The organism is Cyanobium sp. ATX 6A2 (assembly GCF_024346355.1).
Taxonomy (GTDB): domain Bacteria; phylum Cyanobacteriota; class Cyanobacteriia; order PCC-6307; family Cyanobiaceae; genus NIES-981.
In genome coordinates, this window is sequence record NZ_JAGQCU010000003.1 from 100,827 (window position 1) to 123,415 (window position 22,589).

The window sequence follows — 22,589 nt, forward strand, 5'->3', positions numbered from 1 at the left end:
CTCAGGACAGGCTGATCGGGCTGTGGGCACCGGCGCTCAGTTCGCCATCAATCACCAGCAGGGCTGCGGGCTGGTTCTGCGCAAACCGCACCCGACCCAGCAGATGGGCCGCTTCATGCTCTGCCGCCACCTGCTGCTGCACCGCCGGGTCGAGGAACACCGTGGTGCGCACATCACCGCAGCGCTCGGCCAGGGCATAGAGCTGCTGCAGGGAGCTGGTGACATCGGCCTCCATCGCGAACACGGCCGTGAAGATCTCCTCGGCGCCGCTCCAGCTCTGGCGGGGAGCGGCGAGAGGCTCCAGCACCACGCCCTGGCCACGAGCAATCAGGTAGTCGGCCACGCAGGCGGCATGGCTCTGCTCAGCGAGCGACTCCTGTTTGAGGTAGCCGGCAAAGCCACGCAACTCCCGCTCCGCAAACCAGATCGCCAGGGCGAAGTAGGCGGCGCTGGCCTGCCGCTCCAGGGTGAGGTGCTGATGCAGCCCCTCGATCAGGGTCTCCTCCATGGGCTGGGCCACCGCCCGGCCGGCCGGGCCGGTGGAGATGCGGCTGCCAGTGCTGGAGGTGGTTGTCATGGCAGCTCGCGCAGGGGTCGGAGCCCGAAACCGGGCACGTCACAAAAGATACCCGGACTGGTGATCTGCGCCGGGAACGACTCGTCACAGAAAAGCGAAGCCCATCTGTAGTCCACGGGCCGGCAGGTTCCTGCCCACCCAGTCTGAACCGAGCCCAGCTGGACCCCCATGCTCACCGACTCGTGGCTCACAGCGCCGACAGCGGTGGAACCGCAGCCGCGCCGGTGGGATTCACCGGGCTATGGCCGCCAGGTGCTCGTGTTCACACCGCGCAGCTTCTGTGACGCCCGCAGGGTGATCGAGGCTGTACGGGCTCACCACACCGTGCTGGTGAACTCAGCCTGGCTGGAGGACAGCCCTGGCCAGCGGCTGATCGATTTCGTGTGCGGGGGCATTGCCGCGATCTGCGGCCAGGTGCACCGCATCGCCGAGGATGTGTTCCTGTTCGCGCCAGGCGACGTGCTGGTGCACGGGGACCGCGAGGCGGCAGCGCGCCCAGCCACTGACGCTATGCCCATAGAGGCTTATCCGAAGTGACTATGGGTTAGTGTGGTGTGCATGCCGGAGGGCCGGCAGCCGTTCCTCTTGTTCCAACAGCGATCCATGGCCGTTCTCGAGCGCGTTCCCAACGTCACGTTCAAAACCCGCGTGCGGGACGAATCCGTGCCCGGGCCCAACCCCTACCGCTGGCAGGACCTCAGCAGCGACGACATCTTCAAAGGCAGGAAGGTGGTGCTGTTCGCCCTGCCCGGTGCCTTCACCCCCACCTGCTCCTCCAGTCACCTGCCGCGCTACGAGGAGCTCTACGACGAGTTCCGCGCCCACGGCGTGGATCAGATCATCTGCCTGTCGGTGAACGATGCCTTCGTGATGTTCCAGTGGGGCAAGCAGGTGGGCGCCAAGAGCGTATTCCTGTTGCCCGATGGCAATGCTGAATTCACCCGCAAGATGGGCATGCTCGTCGATAAGTCGAACCTGGGTTTCGGCCTGCGCTCCTGGCGCTACTCGATGCTGGTGAACGACGGACACATCGAGAAGGTGTTCCTGGAGCCCGAATTCGGCGACAACTGCCCGATTGATCCGTTCGAAACGTCGGATGCGGACACCATGCTGGCCTACATCAAGGGCAGCGAATCTGCCGGCGTCAAAGCTCCGAGGCGGGAGTTCGAGGGCTGAGCCCGGCGGCCTCGGCATAGCGCCGGTTCACTTCACTCCAGTTCACCAGCGACCACCAGGAGCGGATGTAATCAGGCCGGCGGTTCTGGTAGCTGAGGTAATAGGCGTGCTCCCATACGTCCAGGCCCAGCAGCGGCGTGCCCCGCTCGATCCCGCTGAGGTTCATCAGCGGGTTGTCCTGGTTGGCCGTGGTGGTGATCGCCAGATCACCGTTCGGCTTCAGGATCAGCCAGGCCCAGCCCGAGCCGAAGCGGGCGGCGGCGGCCGCCTCGAATTGCTCTCTGAGGACGTCCGCGGAGCCGAATCTGCCGTTGATGGCCTCCAGGAGCGCTTCCGAGGGCTCCCCGCCCTCGCCCGCGGGGGCCATGGCCGTCCAGAACTGGCTGTGGTTCCAGTGGCCGCCGGCGTTGTTGCGCATGGCCTCCGGGAGCCGCCGCGCCCGCCCCTGCAGCTCCTCGAGCGACAGGCCCGCCAGCTCCGGGCGCTCGGCGAGGGCGGCGTTGAGCTTGGCCACATAGCCGCCGTGGTGCCGGTCGTGGTGGATCTCCATCGTGCGCGCGTCGATGGCGGGCTCGAGGGCATCGGCGGGGTAGGGCAAGGGTGGGAGGCTGAAATCCGCCCGCGCTGGCGGAGCACCGCTGAGCAGCAGCCCCAGGCAGCACACGGCCACCAGCAGGCGGCGCAGGAGGGGGGTCAGCAGCGGCATGGAGGGCCTGTCGGGATGCGGCGGCGGTTCTACGCAACAGCTTGAACGCAACAGCCGTGGGCGTCAGCCCTGGGCGATCAGCTCCACCAGGGCTGCCGTGGGGGCCGGCCCGAGCACCACGATGGCCGTCGCTCCGCTGGCCAGGGGGATCTCCAGCCGCACCGGCCCACCGTCCCGGGGCGCTCTGGCGAGTCCATCGAGGGCGAACTGGGCACTGCCCGCCGGAATCGTCCCGGAATCGGGTGGTACCAGTTCTTGGCTGCGGTTGGGAAGGCTCCAGCGGCCGGCGAAGGCATCACGGAGCTCCAGTGCGGCGCTGTGACTCGGTGCCTGGCCTGGCTGTGGGGCAGGCGCCAGGGCCGTGAGCCGCAGCCGCGCGCCGTCGGGGTAGGCGGGATCGGGCTGATGGAACAGGCTCACGGCCCAGCGCTGCCCCTGGCCATCGCTGAGGGTCCATCGGGCTGGAGGCTCCGCGGCCCCGAGCGCGGCAGGCCAAAACACCACGGCCATCAGCAGCACCGCCACCACCACCAGAGCCCGCCCGCCGCGCCGCCGCCGGGGGGTTCCGCCTCGGGCGACGGCCTGCTGGGGATCGGCCATGGGTGTGCTGCCGGACTGATCGCGCTCCCTGAGCATGCAGCACCCAGCTGCGCTCAGCCACACAACGCCACAAACGATTGCGCTCTATGCGGCTATGGTCATAAAAGTTACGCACCGCTGCCATGGTCTCCGCCCCGGACACCGCCATCTCCCTGGTCGCCGCCGCCGGCGGTGGCCCCCTGCTGTTCCGGCAGCTCTTTGACGCCGACACCGGCACCTTCACTTACCTGCTGGCCGAAGCGCCCAGCCGTCAGGGCGTGATCATCGACACCGTGTTTGAGCAACACGGGCGCGATCTCTCCCTGATCCGCGAGCTGGGCATCACCTTGGTGGCCTCCATCGACACCCACGTGCATGCCGACCACGTCACCGGCAGCTGGCTGATGCATGCCGCCACGGGCTGTGCGATCGGCGTGGCTGCGCTCGGCCGGGCCGAGAACGTGACCCTGCCGCTGCAACACGGCGACCGGGTTCCGTTCGGCAGCCGCCATCTGCAGGTGCGCAGCACCCCGGGGCACACCGATGGCTGCCTCAGCTACGTGCTCGATGACCAGTCGATGGCCTTCACGGGCGATGCCCTGCTGGTGCGGGGCTGCGGGCGCTGTGATTTCCAGCAGGGCGATGCCCACACCCTGTGGAGCTCGATCACCGGCCAGATCTTCTCCCTGCCCAATTCCTGCCTGCTGTACCCCGGCCACGACTACACCGGCCGCACGGTCACCTCGGTGGTGGAGGAGAAGGCCTTCAACGCCCGTCTCGGCGCCGGTGCCAGCGAACGCGACTTCGTGGGCCACATGGAGAACATGAAGCTCCCCCACCCCCATCGCATCGCCGAGGCCCTGCCGGGCAACCTGCGTTCCGGCAAACCCACCACACCGCTGACAACCCCGGTGTGGGCGCCGGTGGTCCGCAGCTATGCCGGCCTGCCGGAACTCACCCCGGCCTGGGTGGCGGCCCACCGTCAGGACGTGACGATCCTGGACGTGCGCTCCAGCGAGGAACTGGAGGGCCCGGATGGTCACGTGGCCGGCAGCGTGGCCATCCCGCTACCCGATCTGGCCGATCGCCAGGCCGAGATACCCGGCGATCGCCCGGTGGTGGTGGTGTGCCACTCGGGCAGCCGTTCGGCCCTCGCCACCCAGCAGCTGCTCAAGGCGGGGCACTCCGAGGTGGCCAACCTGCGCGGTGGCCTGCGCCGCTGGGCCGACGAGGGCTATCCCCTGGAGGGTCCCGAGCTGACCTGACCCCAGCCCCGGCTGAGGCCGGGGCTCCCGTTTCCACGTTCTGTCCATCCACATCGTTGCCCGATCGCCAAGCGATCGCCATCCCCATGACCACCACCCGATCCATGCAGCACGCCAGCAGCGTGTCGGCCCACACCCTCGCCGAGCAGCTCGCCAACCGTGAGGTGACGGTGATCGACGTGCGCGAACCGGTGGAGTACGCCTCCGGTCACATCGACGGCAGCCTCAACATCCCCCTGACCCGACTCCCCCAGGCCGTTCTGCCCCAGGGGCCCCTGGTGCTCGTGTGTCAGAGCGGCAACCGCAGCAGCCGTGCCGTGCGGATGCTGCAGGCCCAGGGCCACGCCCAGCCGGTGACCGACCTGGAGGGCGGCGTGCCGTCGTGGGAGCAGGCCGGCCTGGCACTGCGCCGGCTCAAGGGAGCGCCGCTGCCACTGATGCGCCAGGTGCAGATCGCCGCCGGCTCGCTGGTGCTGCTCGGGCTGCTCCTCCATGCCACGGTGGCGCCGGTCTGGATCCTGCTCAGCTGGATCGTGGGAGCGGGCCTGGTGTTCGCGGGGATCAGCGGCTTCTGTGGCATGGCCCGTCTGCTGGCGGCCATGCCCTGGAACCGGATCTCCCTGTGATCGACGCCAGCTCGGCCCTGCTGCTGGGCGGCGGGACGCTGATCGGCTTTCTGTTGGCCGTGCTCGGTGCTGGCGGGTCGATCCTGCTGTTGCCACTGCTGGTGAGCGGGGCCGGGCTGCCCACCCGTGAGGCCGTGCCCCTGTCGTTGATCGTGGTGGGGCTGCTCGCCCTGGCCAACACCCCCCCCTATCTGCGGCGGGGCTGGGTCGCACCCCGCCCCGCCCTGCTGCTGGGGGTACCGGCCCTCGCTGGCAGCTGGGTCGGCGGATCGCTGGTGAAGGCGGGCGTGATCCCCGAGCCCCTGCAGCTGGCCCTGTTCACGGCGGCGGCGTTGCTGGCCGCCTGGCTGCTCACCCGTCGTGCCGCCCTGGTGGAGGGTGCCCTCAAGCCCGAGCCCAAGGGGCGGGTTGGGCCCCTGGCCCTGCAGGGGGTGCTGGTGGGACTGCTCACCGGCATCGCCGGCGTGGGCGGTGGCTTCGCCATCGTGCCTGCTCTGGTGCTGCTGGCGGGTCTGCCGATGGCCGTGGCCAGCGGCACCAGCCTGCTGCTGATTGCCAGCAATGCTCTGGTGGCCCTGCTGGCCCTCGGCCACTGGCCCAGGGAGGTGCTGCCGCTGCTGATCCCCCTGCTGCTCGGCGGGGCCGTGGGGGGGGGGGCCGGCCAGTGGCTGGCCCCCCACCTGCCGGAGCTGCGGCTGCGTCAGGGATTCTCAGCCCTGCTGCTGGGTTCTGCGCTGCTCACCGGCGTGGAGGCATGGCGCCGTCAGATCCCGGCAGCCGAGGCCACCCGCCCTGCTCCTGTCTCCATTCCCTCCCCTGTCACGTCCCCTTCGCCATGACCAGCACCCGACAGTTCCGCTTCCGGCTGCAGAGCCAGCACCCGGCCCCCGAGCGCACCAGCACCGATCTGGCTGTGCAGTGGTTGAACGCTGAGGACAACTGGGAGCCTCAGAACCTCAGCCTCACCATGCCAGGGTTCCGGATCTACCTGATCTCCCTGCTGCTCTGTCAGCACTACTACCTGGTGGCCAATGCCCGTGAGCGCCAGCTTCCCCTGGCACGGGTGGAGGCGGAGTTTTCCGTCACGGCCACTCAGGACTGGATCCTGAAGAGCGTGATCGGCACGTTCCATGTGCAGTTGGATGCGGGGGATGGAAGAGGCCTGCCGGCACAGGGATCAGAGGCCGACATCGCTGGAATCCAGGAGCGGATGAAGGCCTGCCCGGTATCGCGCAACCTTCAGGAAGGGGTGGAGAAGATCACCACGATTCAGATCAGATGACAGCACAGATGATTGCTGTGATCCGATGATGAAGCACACCGAAATGGCTCGGGGGAGACTTGAACTCCCGACCTTGGGGTTATGAATCCCACGCTCTAACCAGCTGAGCTACCGAGCCGCGGTGTGTGGAGTGTATCAGGCGCGGGGTGGCAGGAAGGTGAGCGGATTCACAGCACTGCCGCCAGCTGGATGGATTTCGAAGTGCAGGTGAGGACCAGTGCTGTTGCCGGTGCTGCCCATCAGGGCGATCACCGTGCCCTGGCGCACCTCCTGCCCGGCGCTCACCATCAGACGGCTGTTGTGGGCATAGAGGGAACGGCTGCCATCGGGATGCTGCAGGGTCACCAGATAGCCGAAGCCACCCGAGTTCCAGCCGGAAAACACCACGCGCCCAGTGCGGGCAGCCTTGATCGGGGTACCGACGTTGTTGGCCATGTCGATGCCGCGGTGCATGCGGCCCCAGCGCCAGCCGTAGCCAGAGGTGAACACCCCGCTGGTGGGCCAGATCCAGGTGTGGGCACCGTGATCATGAAAGGGCTGCTGGGGTTGGCCGAGGTTCGGTTGGTCGGGCCAGCTCAGGCCGCCGCTGGTGCTGGGCCTCAGGCCGAGCACGGCACGCTGACGCACCGGGGCCGACTGGACCAGCTTGATCTCAGTTCCGGCCACCAGCCTGGCGGTGTCCAGGCCGGGATTGAAGCGCACCAACTCCTGCATGGTGATCCCGTAGCGCTGCGCGATCTGCAGCAGGGAGTCACCCAGGCGGACAACCCCTTTGGTCTGCACCGGCGGTGGAGCGCTGGGCAGCGGCGGCGTGCGGCGCACATCGGTGTTGTCGAGGGAGGCGATGCGCTGAGCCGCCTGGCTCTGCTGGTTGGGCAGCACCACCCACTCACCGCTCTGGAAGCGGTGGCTGGTGCCCACGTCATTGAGATTGGCCAGGGACTGGCTCTGCAGCCCCATCTGCCGCGACAGGTCGGCCACACTCACCGGCTGACGAACGCGCACCCAGAGGCGATCGGTGGACGGCAGGCCCGCCAACAGCTCCCCGTCCGACATGGGACTGCTGGACAGGGGACTGCGGGTCAGGGGGGGTTCCACCTGTGCTGCCGCCTCAGGGGTTGCAAGCGGCGCGGTGGAGAGGTTGCTGACGACGGGGGCTGCCAAGCCGGATGGAACGGAAAGCAGCCGCTGGTCGAGCGGCAACTCTTCGGGGTTCCGCTGGGAAACAGCGACACCGATGGCGGGGATAGCAACAACTCCAGGCAGGAGAAGTAGCAAACCGGTATGAAGTGCGTGTTTTGGCTTCATTCAATCTGTCCCCAAACGACAAAGCCCAGTGGAGAAGCCTGCATCCCTGGACCGCGCAGACAGTAGCGGATGGATTGGGGAGCAGCAAGTTCAGGGCAGACTGCAGCTGCCACGGCACTTGTGCTGGGGGGGGGGGGGGCTCAGGACTGCGCCAGCTCCCCCAACTGGCGCAGGGCCTCAAACAGCACCACCGCAGTGGCCGTGGCCAGGTTGAGGCTGCGCACACCGCCGCCCGAATGATGCCGGGAGCGGGCCATGGGAATCGTCAGGCAACTGTCGGCCTCCGCCAGCAGCGCCGGCGGCAGGCCCTCGGTTTCGCGGCCGAACAGCAGCCAGTCATCGGCAGCGAAGGCGAAGCTGGCATAGCTGCTGCGCCCGTGGGCGCTGAGAGCCACCAGGCGACCGCCCCGCCGCTGCCGTTCGTCTTGAAACTGCTGCCAGTTGGGGTGACGGTGCAGGGGCACCCAGGGCCAGTAGTCGAGACCGGCGCGTCGCAGGGTGCGGTCGCTGATCTCAAAGCCCAGCGGCTCCACTAGGTGCAGCTCCTGGCCCGTGGCGGCACAGGTGCGCGCCACGTTGCCGGTGTTGGGCGGAATCTGGGGCTGGTAAAGCACCACCTGGGGCATGGACGTGGCGACGGGAGGTCAGCTGCGGGGCACCGGCTGGCTGAGGGCCAGCAGATCGATGGCACGGCCTGCCACCACCAGCCAGAGATGGCGGCAATGGCCACTGAGCAGCTCCTCCAGGGCGCCGAGGCGATCCCGGAAGCGGCCGCCGATGGCGGTGGGCGGAACCACTCCCCAGCCTGTCTGCTCGCTCACCAGCAGCACCGGTGCGCAGCGGGCCGCGAGGCTGGCCAGCAGGGCGTCGACCTCCGTGCTCCAGGGCAGGTCATCGAGCTCCAGCCCCCAGCTCACCCAGGTGCCGAGGGAATCCACCAGGGCCAGATCAGCGGGCGGCAGGGCCAACAGGGCCGCCGCCAGCCCCGCACCCACCTCTTGGCAGTGCCAGCTGGCAGGTCGGCGGCGGCGGTGCCGGGCCAGGCGCACCTGCCACTGGGGGTCGTCGGGCAGCTCGGGGCCGGTGGCCAGGTAGTGCACCGTTCGGTCACTGCCGCTGGCCCGGTGTTCGGCCCAACGGCTCTTGCCGCTGCGGGCCGGACCGGTGATCAGCTCCAGGTGCCAGGCCTCATTCATGGGCAGGGCCTCACTGATGGGCAGGGCCTCAGCCACCGCCGTTCATGGTGCGCAACGTGGCCACCGAGGAGGGCGAGACTCGGTTGAGATAGCGGAAGATCCAATATTTGAAGACCGTTGCCAGCACAACTGGGAAGGTGGCAATAAAGAGCATAATGAAGTTTTCGCGGGCCGGCAATCCCAGGTGATGCGCCACGCCATTGAGCAGCACTGTCCAGCCTTCCGGGCTATGGAAACCCACGAATACATCGGTGAACAGAATGATGGCAAAGGCCTTGGCACTGTCGCTGAGGCCATAGACGAGCTCATCGAGAAATGCTCGCAGTACCTTGATTTCACGGCGACCAAGCAGGCACATCAACACAAAGCCAAGCAGGCCTCCCACATCGGCCAGCACGTTCTTCACCGCTTCGGAACTGCGCTGGTCGGCCTCCTCCTTCAGCAGCTGGGCCCGTTCGGCCAGCAAGCCCTGCATCTGCTGCGCTTCAGGCACCGGCTTGCCACGCAGCAGGGCATCGAATTCCACTTCTTCCTTGAACACCCGCAGTTTCTCCACGGCCTCCTCCTCCAGTGCTGGTTTGGGATAGGTGAGAAAGGGGGTGTCGGGGGCGAATCGGTCTACCAGCGGCGACACCACCAGGGCGCGGCTGAGCTGTTGCACCAGCAGCGGCACCAGCACCAGCAACAGCAGGATGCGCAGCGACACCAGCGTGGCGTCCCGCCGCCGCCGGAAGCCTTCCAGCAGGTTCACCTCGGCAGCGGGATCGAGCTGACGGCGGAAGCGATCCAGCACGCCGATCAGGCTGCGCGGCAGCAGCTCCGGTGATCGGGAGAGGGCCGTGGGGGAGCGCTGGCGGGCGGGGTCGTAGCGCTCCAGCACCGCTTCCACGACCAGCAGCTGGCGCTGGGCATCGGGGCCGAGGACCTGGCGGTGATCCTCCAGGGCAGCGAGGGAGGCGCGGCACACCTCCAGAGCCGCCTGAAAACGGCGGTGCAGCTGCACCTGGGCGGCGCGCGGCAGGGGCAGCTGCTGATCGAGCTGCACCGATCGGGCGTTGAAGTGGTCGCGCTCGATCGCCTCGATCGTGCGGGCGGCCTGTATGGCCCGCTGCAGATCACGACTGATCTGACTGTTCTGGGCCCTGCTGAAGGTGCCCAGCCAATCGTTCAGACCCATGGATGGGATAACAGGATTGGCATCAACGGGAGAACACCCACCAGGTGAGCATGGGCACAATCGTGCCCACCACCAACAGCACCACCACCCAGGTGAAGGCACTGCTGGCCTCTGTCTCCTCCCGGCTGGGAATGTTGCTCTGGACCGCGACCACAGTGGCCATCACCGGCTCACCAGGATCCTCACCACCCTGCAACACGGTGAGCACCCGGCTGATGCCATCGAGGCTGGCCTGTCGGTAACGCGCCCCGTCGCGAATCGGCACCGCCATGGTGCTGCGGCCCGTGCTGCGCAGCAGGGCGGGGCTGAGCTGGGTACTCAGATCCTCGGAACTCACCACAGCGGCACTATTGGTCTGGCTGTCGAGCAGGAACAACAGCTGGCCAGCGGCGGCGGCCGGATCGCGCCAGCGCGCCAGCAGCTGGCGGCCCAGCTCCGGCAGGGCCAGGCCGTAGTCGAGCTGATTCACCGTCACCAGCCGGGCATCCACGCGCTCGGCCTGGAAACTCTCCAGCTCGCGTGCCACTTCGGAGCTGGCGGCGCGGCTGAGCACGCCGGCCGTATCGGTCACGCGGTCCTCCGGGGCGGTGGAGGGAAAGTCGACCACCGACAGCGCCATGGCGGAGCCGCACGGGGCGAGGAGCAACAGCAAAGCCGCCAGGGCGGCCAGCAGCGAAGAGCGGAACAACGGCCTGGGGCGCAGCTGGCCCTAGTTTGCCGCCTGCAGTCCGCTCTGTCCCGTCGCCGCCATGGCCCTGCCGCCGCCAGCCAGGCTGAGCCTCGGAGTGGGGGTGGCCGGTTTGATGCTGGTGGTGACCAACCAGCTCACCGCTGGTGCCCAGGATCCCGCCCTCACCCGCGCCGGTGTGCTGGCGGCCCTGCTGGCGGTGGGCCTGATGCTGGTGGCGGTGCTCTGGACCCGGGCCGTGCCGGAGGCGGCCGGCCGGGCCAGCCTGCAGGGCCGAGAGGGGCTGGAACTGGTCGCCGATCTGCGGGAGCCGCTGCGGCAGGAACTGGGCTGGGGCAGCCAGATGCTGCTCACCGCCAGTCCGGCGGCGGTGGTGCTGGTGTGGTGGCGGGGCCGGGTGCTGCTGCGCCGCGGCCTGCTGGCGGAGGCGACGTTCAGCCCCGGGCCGATCTGCCGCCGCGCCCTGGAGCGCCAGCAGGCGATTTCGCTGGTGAACCTGGAGATCTACCCCGGCCGGGATGAATTCGAGGCCCTGCTGCCGGGACTGCCGGCGGTGCTGGTGCAGCCCCTGGCGGACCAGGGCGTGGTGCTGCTGGGCGGGTGGTCGGCCCGCTGCTTCAGTCGCAGCGATCTCACCTGGACGGAGGGCTGGGCCCGGCGGCTCACAGCTGAAATGCTGGCGGACGCTGCTGGCGGTGATCCCGATCCGGCCTGAGGGGGCCGGCGTCGCTTCCCTCGGCGGTGCCGGGCAGCCTCAGCTCGCTGCGCACGCGGCCGCCGCCGGGGCTGCTGAACTCCGCGAAGCCGTCGTCGCCGATGCGGCCAACCAGTCGCTCGGCCGTGGTTTCCAGTCCGTTGGCCTCCCGGCGCAGCACCACCGAGCCGCTGGCCTCCACCGTGCCAGCGCCCCAGTTCCAGCGGCAGCGGGCCGCCTGCAGCTGCTCGCCCGGCTGCTGCAGCCTGCAGCCGTTCTGCACCTGCAGGATCTCGCTGAGGGCATCAAGACGGAAGCCGCCACCGCTGAAGCGGATCGGGCCGTAGTGGCCCTGGAAGGGCGCGCTGCTGGTGGCCTGGCGACGGCCGAGATCAAGGCGGGTCGCCCGGGCGTCGATCACAGCCTGGCGCTGGGGATCGTCCAACCGCACCGGGGCCTGCAGGTCGATGGTCTGCTCGTTGGTGTTGCCGCTGAAACCGGGGGAGGTGAGCCGCTGCACCAGGCCGTCCCCCAGCTGGCGCTGGCCCAGGATCGGGCCCCGGCCCTGCAGCAGGCCGCTGCCCGGCGACCAGTCGAGCTCCTCGAGGCTCAGGCGCAGCGGTTGCTCACCGCCCTGGCGCAGCAGGGGGCTCCGGCGCAGTTCCAGCCGGTCTTTGTCGATCAGAAAGCGGGCCAGCCCGGCGCTGAGCTCCAGGTCGGCGCTGGTGGCCTTGGGATCGCGATCGATCTCCATGCGCTCCTGGGCCGGATACCAGCGCAGTCGCAGGCCCGTGAGCACCAGCGGAAGCTCCTTATCGAGGCGTTCCAGCTGGATCGGACCCTCCAGCTGCACCAGTTCACCGTCGTTGAGAACCACCCCGTTGGCGGCTGAAAAGCGATAGAGCGGCTTGCCCTGTTCATAGAGCACGCCGGTGAGGTCGCGCGACTGGGCCAGCTTGCGGCTGAGGTCGTAGCGGGTTTCCGGGCTGCTCAGCTCCCAGAGTGGGCGGCCCTGCTGATCCTGGCGGCGCAGATTGAGGGCCCGGAACACGAACGGCTGAGCCGGCTCCTCGCTCTGTGGTGGGGCTGCACAGCCCAGCAGGGTGAACGCCAGCAGCACGCTGGCGGGGCTTCCGGCCCGCGGGCGGCTCACAGCGGGGCGTCGAGTTCGAGGCGCTGCATCACCGGCTCCGGATCGGGCAGGGGCGCGCCACTGGCGAGCACACCCCAACGCAGGGCGACCACCCAGTCACTGGGTTGCTGCTCGCCATGGCCGCTGGAGTTGAAGGGCTCCTGGCCCAGCTGAGCCAGCATGCGCGCGGACAGCTCCGGCAGCAGGGGCGCCAGCAGCACCGCCAGCCAGCGGCTGGCTTCGAGCACGGCATAGAGATCGGCGGCGACCGCAGCTTCCTGTGCGGGCTGCTTCATCGCCTTCCAGGGGGCCTGGTCGTTGAGGTAGCCGTTGGCGGTGTTGGCCAGCTGCAGGATCGCCTCGGCGGCGGCACGGAAGTCGAGCCCCTCCAGGCCTCCATTCACCGCCTCAGCCGCCTGGTTGGCCGCCTGCGCCAGCGGGTGGCGATCGTCGCCTCCGGCACCGGCGGGCGGCACGGCGGCGGCGAACCACTTACGCGCCATGGAGCTGGTGCGGTTGAGCAGGTTGCCGATCGTGTTGGCCAGATCACTGTTCACCAGGTCGGTGAAGCGCTGCTGCTGGAAATCGCCGTCATCGCCGAAGGGGATGTCGCGCAGCAGGTACCAGCGCACGGCATCGCGGCCGCAGCGCTCCAGCAGCAGCTCCGGATCGAGCACGTTGCCCAGGGATTTCCCCATCTTCTGGCCCTCACGGGTGAGGAAGCCATGGCCGAACACCCGTTCGGGGAGCGGCAGGCCGGCGGAGAGCAGCATCGCCGGCCAGTAGACGGCATGGAAGCGGAGGATGTCCTTGCCGATCACGTGCAACTGGGCGGGCCAGCCGCGCTGCAGGATCGTGTCCAGCAGCACCGGTTCGTCCGGCTCGAGCAGGGCGGTGAGGTAGCCGAGCAAGGCGTCGAACCACACATAGAAGGTGTGGCCGGCATGGCCCGGCACGGGAATGCCCCAGGGCAGATCCACCCTGGAGATGGAGAAGTCGCGCAGGCCCTGGGCCACGAAGTTCTCCACCTCCCGGCGGCGACTGGCCGGGGTGATGAAGCCCGGCCGGCGGATCAGCTCCTCGATCGCTTGCTGGTAACGGGACAGACGGAAGAACAGGTTCAGCTCGTCGCGCCACTCCAGGGGCCGGCGGTGAATCGGACACTCCGGATCCTCGGACTCGTGGGGGTCGTCCTTGAATTCCTCACAGGCCACGCAATACCAGCCCTGCTGGCGGCCCTCCAGCACATCACCGGAGGCCTCCACCCGTGCAAAGAACTGCTCCACCAGCAGGCGGTGGCGGGGATCGCTGGTGCGGATGAAGCGGTCGTGGCTGATCTGCCAGCGGCTCCAGAGAGCGCGATAGCCCTCGCTCACCGCGTCGCAGTGGGCCTGGGGGCTGAAACCGGCGGCCTCGGCGGTGCGCTGAATCTTCTGACCGTGCTCATCGCAGCCGGTGATGAAGGTCACCCGCTCCCCCCGCAGGCGCCGGTGGCGGGCGATCGCATCGCAGGCCAGGGTGGTGTAGGTGCTGCCCAGGTGCGCCCGGTCGTTGGCGTAGTAGAGGGGGGTGGTGAGGGTGTAGGACATGCGGCGGTCGATGGCCAGCAGGCGCGCCCGGCCGCCATCACGGCGCCCTGGGGTGTAACGAGTTCCGGCCCTGCCGCTCGCAAGCCGATCCCGGGAATCCGGCGCCTGAGCTGGATCCTACCCATCACCTGCCTCCACCCCGCCGATGTGCCATGTCTGACCAACAGCTGCCCGTGGTGGTGTGGGGAGGTGGCACGGGAGGGGCGGCAGCGGCGATCCAGGCCGGTCGCGCCGGCGCTCGCACCCTGCTGCTCACCCCGGGCCCCTGGCTGGGAGGCATGGTGAGTGCCGCCGGTGTCTGCTGTCCCGACGGCAACGAACTCAGCCCCTGGCAGACCGGCCTCTGGGGAGCACTGCTGCGCCAGTTGGCGGCGGAAGAGCCCGAAGGGCTCGACCACAACTGGGTGAGCTGCTTCGGCTACCGGCCGGCCAGGGCCGAGGCCATCCTGCGCCGCTGGCTGCAGGCCGCGGGGGTGGAGTGGTGGCCCCACTGTCGGCTGCGGGCGGTGTGCCGGCGCGGCGATCGCATCGCCCTGCTGGAGCTGGAACGGTGGGGCAAGGCGATCACCGTGGCGCCCCAGCTGGCCATCGACGGCAGCGACCGGGGCGAGCTGATGGCCCTGGCCGGCAGCGCCCACCGCTTCGGTTGGGAGAGCCGTGAGCTCTGGCAGGAGCCCAGCGCGCCGCCGGCCTCACGCCTGGCCGCCGAGCCGTTCTTCACCCAGCAGCCGGTGCAGTCACCCACCTGGGTGGCGATGGGCCGGCTGCGGCACGACCGCCGTTGCCCCGATCCGGCCCCACATCCGGCGGCGCCCTTCGCGGCGGCCACGGAGGCCTTCGGCCTGGAGCGCACGATCACCTACGGCCGCCTGCCGGGGGATCTGGTGATGCTCAACTGGCCCCTGCACGGCAACGACTGGCACAGCGGCCTGGAGCGGGCCTTCAGCAGCGCTGGCTGCACCGCTGCCGCCGCCGCTGACGCCGAAGCCCAGCTGTTCGCCGCCATGCAGGAGCACAGCCTGGCCTTCGCGGCGGCCCTGGAGCAGGCCAGCGCCGGCTGGCTGGAGCCGGCGCCGGTCTTCCCCCAGGCCGCTGGGGCAGCTGCCCTGGAGGGCCCCTCACCCCTGGCGTTGATGCCCTACTGGCGCGAGGGGCGCCGGCTCGAGGGGCTGGTGACCGTGACCGAGCAGCACCTGCTCCCCGCCGGGTCCGGGGCCTGCATCGCGCCCCTCGGCGGCGATGGGGGGGCGCTGGACGCCATCGCCGTGGGCAACTACGCCAACGACCACCACTACCCCGGAGCCGACTGGCCCCTGGCCCCCAAGAGCTGCCGCTGGGGCGGGCGCTGGAGCGGCACGCCCTTCACGATTCCCTATGGCGCCCTGGTGAGCCGCGACACCAGCAACCTGCTGGCGGCCGACAAGTGCTTCAGCGTAAGCCACATGGCCAACGGCGCCACCCGGCTGCAGCCGCTGATCCTCAACATCGGCCAGGCGGCCGGGCTGGCGGCGGCCCTCTGCCTTCAGCGCGGTTGCTCGCCGGCCGAGCTGCCGGTGCGGGACCTGCAGCAGGCCCTGATCGCCGATGCTTTGGCACCGGCCGCTCCCCTGCCCCTCTGGGACACCCCCTGGCACCACCCCGCCTGGCGGCGGCGCCAGCAGGCGGTGCTCGACGATCCCGGCCTGCTGGATGTCAGGGGGGAGTTGGCCGGAAGTCAGAAGCGCCCCGGGGCTCTGGAGGCCGACCTGGACCCGACCCAGGCCCCGGCCACAGTCCACGAGCAGCTCTGGAGCGGTGCCCTGGTGGGCGACGGCCAGGGTGGGTTCCGCCTCGAAACCGGGGCCGACTCCCCTGCCGGAGCATCCCGGAGCTGGCCCCTGATCACCCTGGAGCCGGCCGTGCATCACTGGCTCGGGCAGGAAGCGGACGCTGCTGCAGAAGGCCCTGTGCGGCTGTTGGCTGTGGCCAACCCCTGGGGGCCCTGGTTGCGGGTGACGCGGCTTCAGGCGCCGGCCACGAGCCGCAGCTGATCGCGTAGCGGATCCACCTGCTGCACCCGCAGCAGCAGGGGCGTGGCCGGCTCGGCTCCCTCCGGGGCAAGGGCGGGCAGATCCATCGCCAGATCCTCCACATGCACCAAGGCGAGCCGGTCCTGGGCCCGCAACCAGCGCAGGAAGCAGCAGGCCCACTGCTGGCCGCGGTGGGCCTCGAACCACACCTGCTGCCAATGGCGCTGATCCTCGCGGCTGATCTGCACCGCCTGGCGGGCGGGGCCGTCCAGCTCGTCCAGCAGGGCAAGCATGGCCGCCGCGTCGAGCGGCTCCTCCCCCCGCTCCAGGGCCAGGAGCTGGCGCTGCACCAGCAGATCGCCGTAGCGGCGGATCGGGGAGGTGGCCTGCACGTAGGCCGGTAGTCCCAGGCTGAAGTGGGGAGCGGGGGCGCAGCCGGTGTGCCCGCGGCTGAGGCAGGCCTTGATCGCCGCGTGGCGCACCGGCCCCGGGGGCAGGGCCTCCAGCACGTGGGCCGGAGGCAGCTCCGCGGTGGGCTGGCTGCGGTACGGCAGGGCCAGCCCGTGCCGGCGGCCGTGCTCGGCCACCACCGCACCGGCCAGGATCATCGCCTCGGCAACGAGTTGTCGGGCGGGGCCCGGCTCGCTGATCTCCAGTTCCGGAGCGCCGTCCTGTTCGCGGATGCGGCCCTCCGGCTGGTCCAGCAGCAGGGCCCCCCGGGCCTGGCGCCAGGCCCGGCGGCGCTGCAGCAGCGCCTGCAGCTCGGCCAGCTGCCGCTCCTGGGGCGGGGCCAGCTCGATCAGGTCGTCGGCGTCGCTGTAGGAGAGCCGGTAGCTGGGTGCAACCCAGCTGCGGCAGAGGCCGCTGGCGGCCACGGCACCGTCGTCGTCGAGGTCCACCCAGAGGCTCCAGGCGGCACAGCGCTGGCCGGCCCGCAGGCTGAAGGGTCCGTTGCTGAGCTGGGGAGGGAACATCGGCAGGGTGCCCCGGGCCAGATAGAGACTCGTTCCCCGCCTCCGTGCCTCCAGATCCAACGGCGAGCCGGGTGCCACCAGCCGGCCGGGATCGGCCACGTGAACCCACAGCAGCGGGCGACCCGCCGCGCCCGGTTCCAGTGCCAGCCCGTCATCGAGATCCAGGGTGTCCTCGTCGTCGATGGTCACGACGTGCTGGCCACTGAGATCCACCCGCTCGGCATCCCCCGGCAGATCCTGGCCGGCGAGCGCCAGGAGGCGCTCGGCCTCCGCCTCCTGAGCGGGCGAGAACCCGAGCTGCCAGGGGGTCTGGCTCAGGGATGGCAGGTGGTGGCGCTGCCACTGGCCGAGGTCCACCAGCAGGTGACGGATGCCGCCGCTGTCGGCATGGCAGTGGGCGGCCTGCAGCGCCTTGCGCAGTTCGACGGGCAGGGGGGTGGCCGTGTCTTCGCCGGCCCAGCGCCGCAGCAGCTCAAGGTCCCGGCGTTGGTCTGTGGTCAGGGCCTCGGCGACGATCGGCTGCCGCGCCTGCAAGGCCCGATGCCAGAGCTGCTGCTGGTGGCGCTGCAGGGCCTGCTGGCGGCGCTGGCGGCGCAACTGGCGCAGTTCGGAAGCGGTGCGGGGAGTGATGCCTGAGGGGCGCAGGCGGAACAGGAACTGGGGCCCCTGCAGCCAGAGCCAGCCGGCGGCAAGCTGCAGGGGGTCCTGGCCACCCAGCACCAGATCGCACCAGGACGCCAGGCCGAGTTCGTCCCCACACGCCTCCACCAGCAGCCACCAGGCGGAGCCCAGGTCGCGAGGGCCAGGCACCACTCCGGTCAGATCCTCCTGACTGAACGTCCAGGGGGCGAGTCCCAGCCGTGGCGGGGGCGATGCGGCTGGAGGCAGAGCGCAGATGGGCTGAACGTCCCGCCGCGGCAGGATCAGCGGCTTGGCCGACCAGCCCACCGCCAGCTGCAGCTTGGTGCCCTGGGCACTGAGCACCACAGCCAGGGTGGGGCTGCGCTCACCGCTGCGGTCGAGCAGAACCCCGGCCAGGTCACCCGGGTGGAGAGGGTCGGAAGCCAGACGCTGCTCAGCCTTCGGGGTTGACGAAGGAGAGCAGGGCCACGATGCGGGCGCGCTTCACCGCGTACGTCAGGTCACGCTGCTGCTTGGCCGTGAGCCCGGTGAGCCGGCGGGGCAGGATCTTGCCGCGCTCGGTGATGAACTTCTTGAGCAGATCGACGTCTTTGTAGTCGATCGGGTCGCCCGGCTTGATGGGCGAGAGGCGCTTCTTGAAAAAGTTTCCGGCCATGGGAGTGGAATGGAGAAGGGAGAACGTCCGCAGTGCAGATGGGTCGGTACCGGATCACTCCGGCGACGGGCCGATTCAGAGGCCGCCGATCACTTGATTTCCTTGTGAACGGTCGACTTGTTGCAGTGCGGGCAGAACTTCTTCAGCTCCAGCCGTTCGGTGGTGTTGCGGCGGTTCTTCTCGGAGGTGTAGCGGGACACTCCCGGAGACCGCTTGGCGGGGTTGGACCGGCATTCCGTGCACTCGAGAGTGATCACGATCCGGACGCCCTTGTTCTTAGCCATGAAGGACGTTGCGCCGCGTCAGCGAAGCATGTGGACAAGGGGACACCCTACCTCGTGAGGTGACGGGCTCAGGGAGGCTGTCTGAGGCCCCTGCCTAGGATTCGGGGCTCTGCCAACCAGGAAGCGATTCATGCGGGTTTCCCACCAGTGGCTGCGGGAACTGGTGAGCGGTCCGGGCGGGCTGGCCGAGCTGGATCTGGCGATCGACACCCTGGCGGAGCGATTGTCGATCGCCGGCTTTGAGGTGGAGGCGGTGGAGGACCTGGCCGCCCGAGCGGAGGGCGTGGTGGTGGGCCGGGTGATCAGCCGCGAGCCCCATCCCGATGCCACCAAGCTGAGCGTGTGCAGCGTGGACGTGGGAGGGGAACAGCCGCTGCAGATCGTGTGCGGCGCCGCCAACGTGCGCGCCGGCATTCACGTCCCGGTGGCGCTGGTGGGGTCCACCCTGCCGGCGGTGAATCTCACCATCAAGCCGGCGGAGCTGCGCGGGGTGGCCAGCAGCGGCATGATCTGCTCCCTGGCGGAACTGGGCTTCAGTGACGGCTCCGGCGGCATCGCCGTGCTCGACGAACTGCTCGATGTGCTGCCGGCGCTGGGAACAGCCGTGGGCCCAAGCCTGGGCCTCGACGATCAGGTGCTGGAGCTGGCGATCACGGCCAACCGGCCCGATGGCCTCTCGATGCGGGGCATCGCCCGGGAAGTGGCGGCCCTGTGCGGCGGGCAGACCCGTTTCAGCGGCAGTGAGCCGGCCTGTGCCAGTGAGCCGCTGCGAGTCGACCGGGCCGCCCAGATGGCCATGGAGGAGGGAGGTCTGTTCAGCCTCACGGCCCTCAGCGGCATCCACGTGGCCCCTTCGCCGCTGTGGCTCCAGCGCCGGCTGGAGAAAGCCGGCATCCGCCCGATCAACAACGTGGTGGACATCACCAATCTGGTGATGCTGGAAACGGGCCAGCCCCTACACGCCTTCGACCGCGATGCTGTGGCGGCACTCCGTGGCGGTGAAGCCGATCCGCAGCACATCGGCCTGCGCCAGGCCCGGCCCGGAGAGAGTTTCACCAGCCTCGATGGCGAGCAGCGACGGTTGAGCGAGGCCGCCCTGGTGGTGACCTACGCCGACCAGCCCATCGCCCTGGCAGGGGTGATCGGTGGTGCCGGCGAGGCCGTGCACGAGGGCACGGGCACCATCTGGCTGGAGGCGGCCGTGTTCCCGGCCCGTCGGGTGCGCCAGTCGGCCCGCAGCGTGGGGCTGCGCACCGAAGCCAGCAGCCGCTTCGAGAAGGGCCTGCCCCCTGAGGCCACCCTGAGCGCGGCCGACCGGGCCTGCGCCTTGCTGGTGGAGCTGGCCGGCGCCACGGTGCAGGGCCGCTGGCTGCACCGCCGGCTGCAGCAGCCCCAGGTGCCCCTGCTGCTGCGCCGCGACGCCCTGCACAACCTGCTGGGCCCGGTGCTGGTGGACGGCGCACCGACAGACCTGGACGACGGGCGCATCAGCGGCACCCTGGAGGCGATCGGCTGCGAGCCGGAAGCCTGCGACCAGGGCTGGCTGGTGCGGGTGCCGCCCTCCCGGGCCCTTGATCTGTGCCGGGAGGTGGATCTGATCGAGGAGGTGGCCCGGCTTGTGGGCTACGACCAGTTCGCCTGCCACCTGCCCGATCCCATCGAGCCCGGTGGTCTCGATCCCGCCCAGCAGGCCGAGCGGCGCCTGCGCCGGGCCCTCTGCGCCGCCGGGCTGCAGGAGACGTGCAGCTTCTCGCTGGTGGCGGCGGGCGAGGGGCGTATCCCCCTGGCCAATCCCCTGCTGGCCGACTACGGCCATCTGCGCGATCAGTTGCAGGGGGAGCTGCTGGAGGCGGCCCGGCGCAACCTGCAGAGTGGCCGGGTGGGGTTCTGGGCGTTCGAAATCGGCCAGGTGTTTCAGCAGGGCGGCAGCAAGACACGCACGCTGCTGACGGGGGTGATCTGCGGCGAGCGTCGATCTGAGCTCTGGCGCACCAGTGGCAAGCCGGCCCCGCCCGACTATTTCCAGGCGCGCGGTGTGCTGCAGCAGGCCCTGGACACCCTCAGGCTGCCACTGGAAGACAGCCTGCTGAGCAGCCATTCCCTGCTTCACCCCGGCCGGGCGGCAGAGCTGGTGGTGGAGGGCCGGCCGGCCGGCTGGTTCGGTCAGCTCCATCCCGGCCAGGCCGAGATCCACGACCTGCCCGAGGCCACCTACGTGTTCGAGCTTGACCTGGACGCCCTGCTCAACGCCGCCACCCGCCGCAACCGCTGGCAGGCCGCCTTCAGCCCCTTCGCCACCGTACCGGCGGCCGAACGCGACCTGGCCGTCGTGGTACCCGCCAGCACCCGTTCAGCCCAGTTGCTGCAGGTGATCCGCAAGGCCGGCCGGCCCCTGCTGGAGCAGGCCGAACTGATCGATCGCTACGAGGGCGACCAGCTCGCCAGCGGCCAGTGCAGCCAGGCCTTCCGGCTGCGCTACCGGGATCCCCAGCGCACCCTCACCGAAGCGGAGGTGGAGAGCGCCCACGGCCTCATTCAGGCGGCTTTGGAGAGGCAGCTGGGAGCCCAGTTGCGCTGAGGCGCAGCACGGCCAGGGCCTCCACGTGGCTGGTCTGGGGAAAGAAGTCGATCGGCTGCACGCTCTCCAGGCGGTAGGGGCCCTGGGGAGCCACCAGGGCACCCAGATCCCGGGCCAGGGTGGCGGGATCGCAGCTCAGGTAGAGCAGGGCCGGCGGCGGTGCCGCCAGGATCGTGGCCAGCACCGCGGGCTCGAGGCCCTTGCGGGGTGGATCCAGGAACAGGGCCTGGCAGTCGTGGATGAGCTCAGCCAGCAGGGCATCCACGGCACCTTCGCGAAAGCGGCAGCGTTCGGCCAGACCGTTGAGCACCGCGTTGCGGCGTGCCAGGTCGACAGCAGCCCCACTGCGCTCGATACCCAGCACGGTCCAGCCTGCGGCAGCCATGGGCAGCCCGTAGGTGCCGATGCCGCAATAGGCATCGATCAGGGTGGCGGGGGGCTCAGCGGCGAGGGCAGAGCACAGCAGCGGCACCACGGCCTCCGCCTGGGCGGTGTTCACCTGGAAGAAACAGTCGGCGCCCACCTGCAGCTCCAGGCCCGCAAAGCGTTCCTGCAGCCAGTCACGCCCGGCAACCACGACGGTGGTGGGACCCAGGAGCGTGTTGCTGGGCTGATTCTGAATGTTGAGGCACACGCCCACCACCTGGGGCCAGCGCTGCAGCCAGCGGCCGGCCAGCTCCTCGATGCCGGGCAGCTGGCGGTGGCTGCTCACCAGGGTGATCAGCAGCTCGCCGCTGTGGAATCCCAACCGCAGAGCCAGGTGGCGCAGGCCGCCGCCGGAGCGCAGGTGGCGGTCCACCGGCCAGTCGCTGGCCTCCAGATCGGCCTTGAGGGGCTCGATCAAGGCATCGAGGCGGGGATCGAGCACCGGACAGTGGTTGAGATTCACGATCTGGTGGCTGCCCGGGCGGTAGTAGCCGGCCTTGATCGTCCCGTCCGCCCGCCGCTCGAGGGGCAGCACAGCCCGGTTGCGGTAGCCGAGGCCATCGCCGGCCCCCAGGGTGGGGGCCACCAGCGCTGCGCAGTCGTGACCCAGGCGGGCGATGCGCTGCAGGGCGTCGATCAGCTTCTGGCGCTTCCAGCGCTGCTGGGCCGGTTGCTCGAGGTGCTGGACGCTGCAGCCGCCACAGCGTTCGGCGAGAATGCAGGGCGGTCGGCGCCGCTCGGGCGCGGGCTCCAGCACGGCCAGCAGGTCGGCAGACCAGTGGCTGCGAGAGCGGTGGCCCAGCCGCAGCCTCAGCGTTTCACCGGGCAGCCCCCCGGGAACGAACAGCACCTGGCTGTCATGGCGCACCACGGCCTGGCCGTCGTGAGAGAGGCCGGAGACGATCCCCTGCAGCTGCTGGCCCTCCGCCAGGGGCTGCAGCTGCTGGGATTGCCCGGGGTTGTGTGTGTCCATCCGATCCGCCGTGCCGCCGGGGCGAACCTACGGCGTGCAAAGGGCCGTTACAC

Annotated in this window: 23 protein-coding genes and 1 tRNA gene; 9 read left to right on the top strand and 15 right to left on the bottom strand. The window is 69.8% G+C overall.

Annotated elements, in window-relative coordinates; all coding sequences use genetic code 11:
- Position 1: 1 nt before the first annotated feature.
- On the bottom strand, positions 2-577 hold the full coding sequence (locus tag KBY96_RS04435) for a ferritin (RefSeq protein ID WP_254978012.1): 576 nt from the start codon (positions 575-577) through the stop codon (positions 2-4).
- Between the two features lie 168 nt (positions 578-745).
- Between KBY96_RS04435 and KBY96_RS04440 the strand changes: the two genes are divergently transcribed.
- Positions 746-1,114, top strand: a complete 369-nt coding sequence (locus KBY96_RS04440) for a cell division protein SepF (RefSeq protein ID WP_254978013.1) — start codon at positions 746-748, stop codon at positions 1,112-1,114.
- Positions 1,115-1,180: 66 nt separating this feature from the next.
- Positions 1,181-1,753, top strand: coding sequence for a peroxiredoxin (locus tag KBY96_RS04445; RefSeq protein ID WP_254978014.1), 573 nt, complete (start codon positions 1,181-1,183; stop codon positions 1,751-1,753).
- On the opposite strand, the gene KBY96_RS04450 is transcribed toward KBY96_RS04445, so the two are convergent.
- Positions 1,722-2,459: a superoxide dismutase gene (locus KBY96_RS04450; RefSeq protein WP_254978015.1), complete on the bottom strand. Its 738-nt coding sequence runs from the start codon at positions 2,457-2,459 to the stop codon at positions 1,722-1,724. The genes KBY96_RS04445 and KBY96_RS04450 overlap by 32 nt on opposite strands.
- A 63-nt stretch (positions 2,460-2,522) precedes the next feature.
- The gene (locus KBY96_RS04455; RefSeq protein WP_254978016.1) at positions 2,523-3,059 is read right to left on the bottom strand and encodes a DUF3122 domain-containing protein; all 537 of its coding nucleotides are present in this window, start codon (positions 3,057-3,059) and stop codon (positions 2,523-2,525) included.
- A 122-nt stretch (positions 3,060-3,181) separates the two neighbouring features.
- On the opposite strand from KBY96_RS04455, the gene KBY96_RS04460 reads away from it, so the two are divergent.
- The 4 genes from KBY96_RS04460 (at position 3,182) to KBY96_RS04475 (ending at position 6,211) form a co-directional block, all read left to right on the top strand.
- A complete protein-coding gene (locus tag KBY96_RS04460; RefSeq protein ID WP_254978017.1) occupies positions 3,182-4,303 on the top strand; it encodes a rhodanese-like domain-containing protein in 1,122 nt (373 codons plus the stop codon).
- 86 nt (positions 4,304-4,389) lie between these two features.
- Entirely contained in the window at positions 4,390-4,929 is a 540-nt protein-coding gene (locus tag KBY96_RS04465; protein ID WP_254978018.1) for a rhodanese-like domain-containing protein, read from the top strand.
- Positions 4,929-5,768 (top strand): sulfite exporter TauE/SafE family protein, encoded by an 840-nt coding sequence (locus tag KBY96_RS04470; protein ID WP_254978155.1) that lies wholly within the window; start codon positions 4,929-4,931, stop codon positions 5,766-5,768. The genes KBY96_RS04465 and KBY96_RS04470 overlap by 1 nt, the downstream gene beginning before the upstream one ends.
- Positions 5,765-6,211, top strand: coding sequence for an OsmC family protein (locus tag KBY96_RS04475; RefSeq protein ID WP_254978019.1), 447 nt, complete (start codon positions 5,765-5,767; stop codon positions 6,209-6,211). Before KBY96_RS04470 ends, KBY96_RS04475 begins: the two co-directional genes overlap by 4 nt.
- A gap of 44 nt (positions 6,212-6,255) precedes the next feature.
- Here the strand turns inward: KBY96_RS04475 and KBY96_RS04480 are convergent.
- From KBY96_RS04480 to psb32, 6 genes are all read right to left on the bottom strand, one after another.
- Positions 6,256-6,329: transfer RNA gene (locus KBY96_RS04480), tRNA-Met, on the bottom strand.
- Positions 6,330-6,346: 17 nt separating this feature from the next.
- Entirely contained in the window at positions 6,347-7,267 is a 921-nt protein-coding gene (locus KBY96_RS04485) for a peptidoglycan DD-metalloendopeptidase family protein (protein WP_254978020.1), read from the bottom strand.
- A gap of 392 nt (positions 7,268-7,659) precedes the next feature.
- Positions 7,660-8,145, bottom strand: a complete 486-nt coding sequence (locus tag KBY96_RS04490; RefSeq protein ID WP_254978021.1) for a tRNA (cytidine(34)-2'-O)-methyltransferase — start codon at positions 8,143-8,145, stop codon at positions 7,660-7,662.
- An 18-nt stretch (positions 8,146-8,163) separates the two neighbouring features.
- A complete protein-coding gene (locus tag KBY96_RS04495) occupies positions 8,164-8,751 on the bottom strand; it encodes a bifunctional adenosylcobinamide kinase/adenosylcobinamide-phosphate guanylyltransferase (RefSeq protein ID WP_254978022.1) in 588 nt (195 codons plus the stop codon).
- Positions 8,744-9,892 carry a proton extrusion protein PcxA gene (locus tag KBY96_RS04500; protein ID WP_254978023.1) on the bottom strand — a complete coding sequence of 383 codons (1,149 nt, stop codon included), beginning with the start codon at positions 9,890-9,892 and terminating at the stop codon, positions 8,744-8,746. Before KBY96_RS04500 ends, KBY96_RS04495 begins: the two co-directional genes overlap by 8 nt.
- 22 nt (positions 9,893-9,914) lie before the next feature.
- The gene (psb32, locus tag KBY96_RS04505) at positions 9,915-10,580 is read right to left on the bottom strand and encodes a photosystem II repair protein Psb32 (protein WP_254978024.1); all 666 of its coding nucleotides are present in this window, start codon (positions 10,578-10,580) and stop codon (positions 9,915-9,917) included.
- A 61-nt stretch (positions 10,581-10,641) separates the two neighbouring features.
- Between psb32 and KBY96_RS04510 the strand changes: the two genes are divergently transcribed.
- Positions 10,642-11,295 (top strand): cofactor assembly of complex C subunit B, encoded by a 654-nt coding sequence (locus KBY96_RS04510; RefSeq protein WP_254978025.1) that lies wholly within the window; start codon positions 10,642-10,644, stop codon positions 11,293-11,295.
- Here KBY96_RS04510 and KBY96_RS04515 read toward each other — a convergent pair.
- Both KBY96_RS04515 and metG read right to left on the bottom strand, forming a co-directional pair.
- Positions 11,243-12,427, bottom strand: coding sequence for an LPS export ABC transporter periplasmic protein LptC (locus tag KBY96_RS04515; protein WP_254978026.1), 1,185 nt, complete (start codon positions 12,425-12,427; stop codon positions 11,243-11,245). The two genes, KBY96_RS04510 and KBY96_RS04515, sit on opposite strands and share 53 nt — an antisense overlap.
- Complete coding sequence (metG, locus tag KBY96_RS04520) at positions 12,424-13,995, bottom strand: methionine--tRNA ligase (protein WP_254978027.1); 1,572 nt, start codon at positions 13,993-13,995, stop codon at positions 12,424-12,426. Before metG ends, KBY96_RS04515 begins: the two co-directional genes overlap by 4 nt.
- Before the next feature lie 152 nt (positions 13,996-14,147).
- On the opposite strand from metG, the gene KBY96_RS04525 reads away from it, so the two are divergent.
- Positions 14,148-16,025, top strand: coding sequence for an FAD-dependent oxidoreductase (locus KBY96_RS04525; protein ID WP_254978028.1), 1,878 nt, complete (start codon positions 14,148-14,150; stop codon positions 16,023-16,025).
- Here the strand turns inward: KBY96_RS04525 and KBY96_RS04530 are convergent.
- The 3 genes from KBY96_RS04530 to rpmG form a co-directional block, all read right to left on the bottom strand.
- Positions 15,998-17,962, bottom strand: a complete 1,965-nt coding sequence (locus KBY96_RS04530; RefSeq protein ID WP_315859466.1) for a ribonuclease catalytic domain-containing protein — start codon at positions 17,960-17,962, stop codon at positions 15,998-16,000. The two genes, KBY96_RS04525 and KBY96_RS04530, sit on opposite strands and share 28 nt — an antisense overlap.
- Before the next feature lie 91 nt (positions 17,963-18,053).
- Positions 18,054-18,275 carry a 30S ribosomal protein S18 gene (gene rpsR / locus KBY96_RS04535; RefSeq protein ID WP_254978030.1) on the bottom strand — a complete coding sequence of 74 codons (222 nt, stop codon included), beginning with the start codon at positions 18,273-18,275 and terminating at the stop codon, positions 18,054-18,056.
- Between the two features lie 89 nt (positions 18,276-18,364).
- Positions 18,365-18,559: a 50S ribosomal protein L33 gene (rpmG, locus tag KBY96_RS04540; protein ID WP_185464558.1), complete on the bottom strand. Its 195-nt coding sequence runs from the start codon at positions 18,557-18,559 to the stop codon at positions 18,365-18,367.
- A 130-nt stretch (positions 18,560-18,689) separates the two neighbouring features.
- Between rpmG and pheT the strand changes: the two genes are divergently transcribed.
- Positions 18,690-21,137, top strand: coding sequence for a phenylalanine--tRNA ligase subunit beta (pheT, locus tag KBY96_RS04545; protein ID WP_254978031.1), 2,448 nt, complete (start codon positions 18,690-18,692; stop codon positions 21,135-21,137).
- Here the strand turns inward: pheT and rlmD are convergent.
- A complete protein-coding gene (rlmD, locus tag KBY96_RS04550; protein WP_254978032.1) occupies positions 21,091-22,536 on the bottom strand; it encodes a 23S rRNA (uracil(1939)-C(5))-methyltransferase RlmD in 1,446 nt (481 codons plus the stop codon). The two genes, pheT and rlmD, sit on opposite strands and share 47 nt — an antisense overlap.
- Positions 22,537-22,589: the final 53 nt, after the last annotated feature.

Excerpts from the sequence above, each read along its gene's own strand:
- KBY96_RS04510 (WP_254978025.1), top strand. The coding sequence starts at position 10,642 with ATGGCCCTGCCGCCGCCAGCCAGGCTGAGCCTCGGAGTGGGGGTGGCC.
- rlmD (WP_254978032.1), bottom strand. The coding sequence starts at position 22,536 with ATGGACACACACAACCCCGGGCAATCCCAGCAGCTGCAGCCCCTGGCG.
- KBY96_RS04500 (WP_254978023.1), bottom strand. The coding sequence starts at position 9,892 with ATGGGTCTGAACGATTGGCTGGGCACCTTCAGCAGGGCCCAGAACAGT.
- KBY96_RS04435 (WP_254978012.1), bottom strand. The coding sequence starts at position 577 with ATGACAACCACCTCCAGCACTGGCAGCCGCATCTCCACCGGCCCGGCC.
- KBY96_RS04445 (WP_254978014.1), top strand. The coding sequence starts at position 1,181 with ATGGCCGTTCTCGAGCGCGTTCCCAACGTCACGTTCAAAACCCGCGTG.
- KBY96_RS04490 (WP_254978021.1), bottom strand. The coding sequence starts at position 8,145 with ATGCCCCAGGTGGTGCTTTACCAGCCCCAGATTCCGCCCAACACCGGC.
- KBY96_RS04450 (WP_254978015.1), bottom strand. The coding sequence starts at position 2,459 with ATGCCGCTGCTGACCCCCCTCCTGCGCCGCCTGCTGGTGGCCGTGTGC.
- metG (WP_254978027.1), bottom strand. The coding sequence starts at position 13,995 with ATGTCCTACACCCTCACCACCCCCCTCTACTACGCCAACGACCGGGCG.
- KBY96_RS04455 (WP_254978016.1), bottom strand. The coding sequence starts at position 3,059 with ATGGCCGATCCCCAGCAGGCCGTCGCCCGAGGCGGAACCCCCCGGCGG.
- KBY96_RS04525 (WP_254978028.1), top strand. The coding sequence starts at position 14,148 with ATGTCTGACCAACAGCTGCCCGTGGTGGTGTGGGGAGGTGGCACGGGA.
- KBY96_RS04475 (WP_254978019.1), top strand. The coding sequence starts at position 5,765 with ATGACCAGCACCCGACAGTTCCGCTTCCGGCTGCAGAGCCAGCACCCG.
- rpsR (WP_254978030.1), bottom strand. The coding sequence starts at position 18,275 with ATGGCCGGAAACTTTTTCAAGAAGCGCCTCTCGCCCATCAAGCCGGGC.
- KBY96_RS04465 (WP_254978018.1), top strand. The coding sequence starts at position 4,390 with ATGACCACCACCCGATCCATGCAGCACGCCAGCAGCGTGTCGGCCCAC.
- KBY96_RS04460 (WP_254978017.1), top strand. The coding sequence starts at position 3,182 with ATGGTCTCCGCCCCGGACACCGCCATCTCCCTGGTCGCCGCCGCCGGC.
- KBY96_RS04485 (WP_254978020.1), bottom strand. The coding sequence starts at position 7,267 with ATGTCGGACGGGGAGCTGTTGGCGGGCCTGCCGTCCACCGATCGCCTC.
- KBY96_RS04440 (WP_254978013.1), top strand. The coding sequence starts at position 746 with ATGCTCACCGACTCGTGGCTCACAGCGCCGACAGCGGTGGAACCGCAG.
- rpmG (WP_185464558.1), bottom strand. The coding sequence starts at position 18,559 with ATGGCTAAGAACAAGGGCGTCCGGATCGTGATCACTCTCGAGTGCACG.
- pheT (WP_254978031.1), top strand. The coding sequence starts at position 18,690 with ATGCGGGTTTCCCACCAGTGGCTGCGGGAACTGGTGAGCGGTCCGGGC.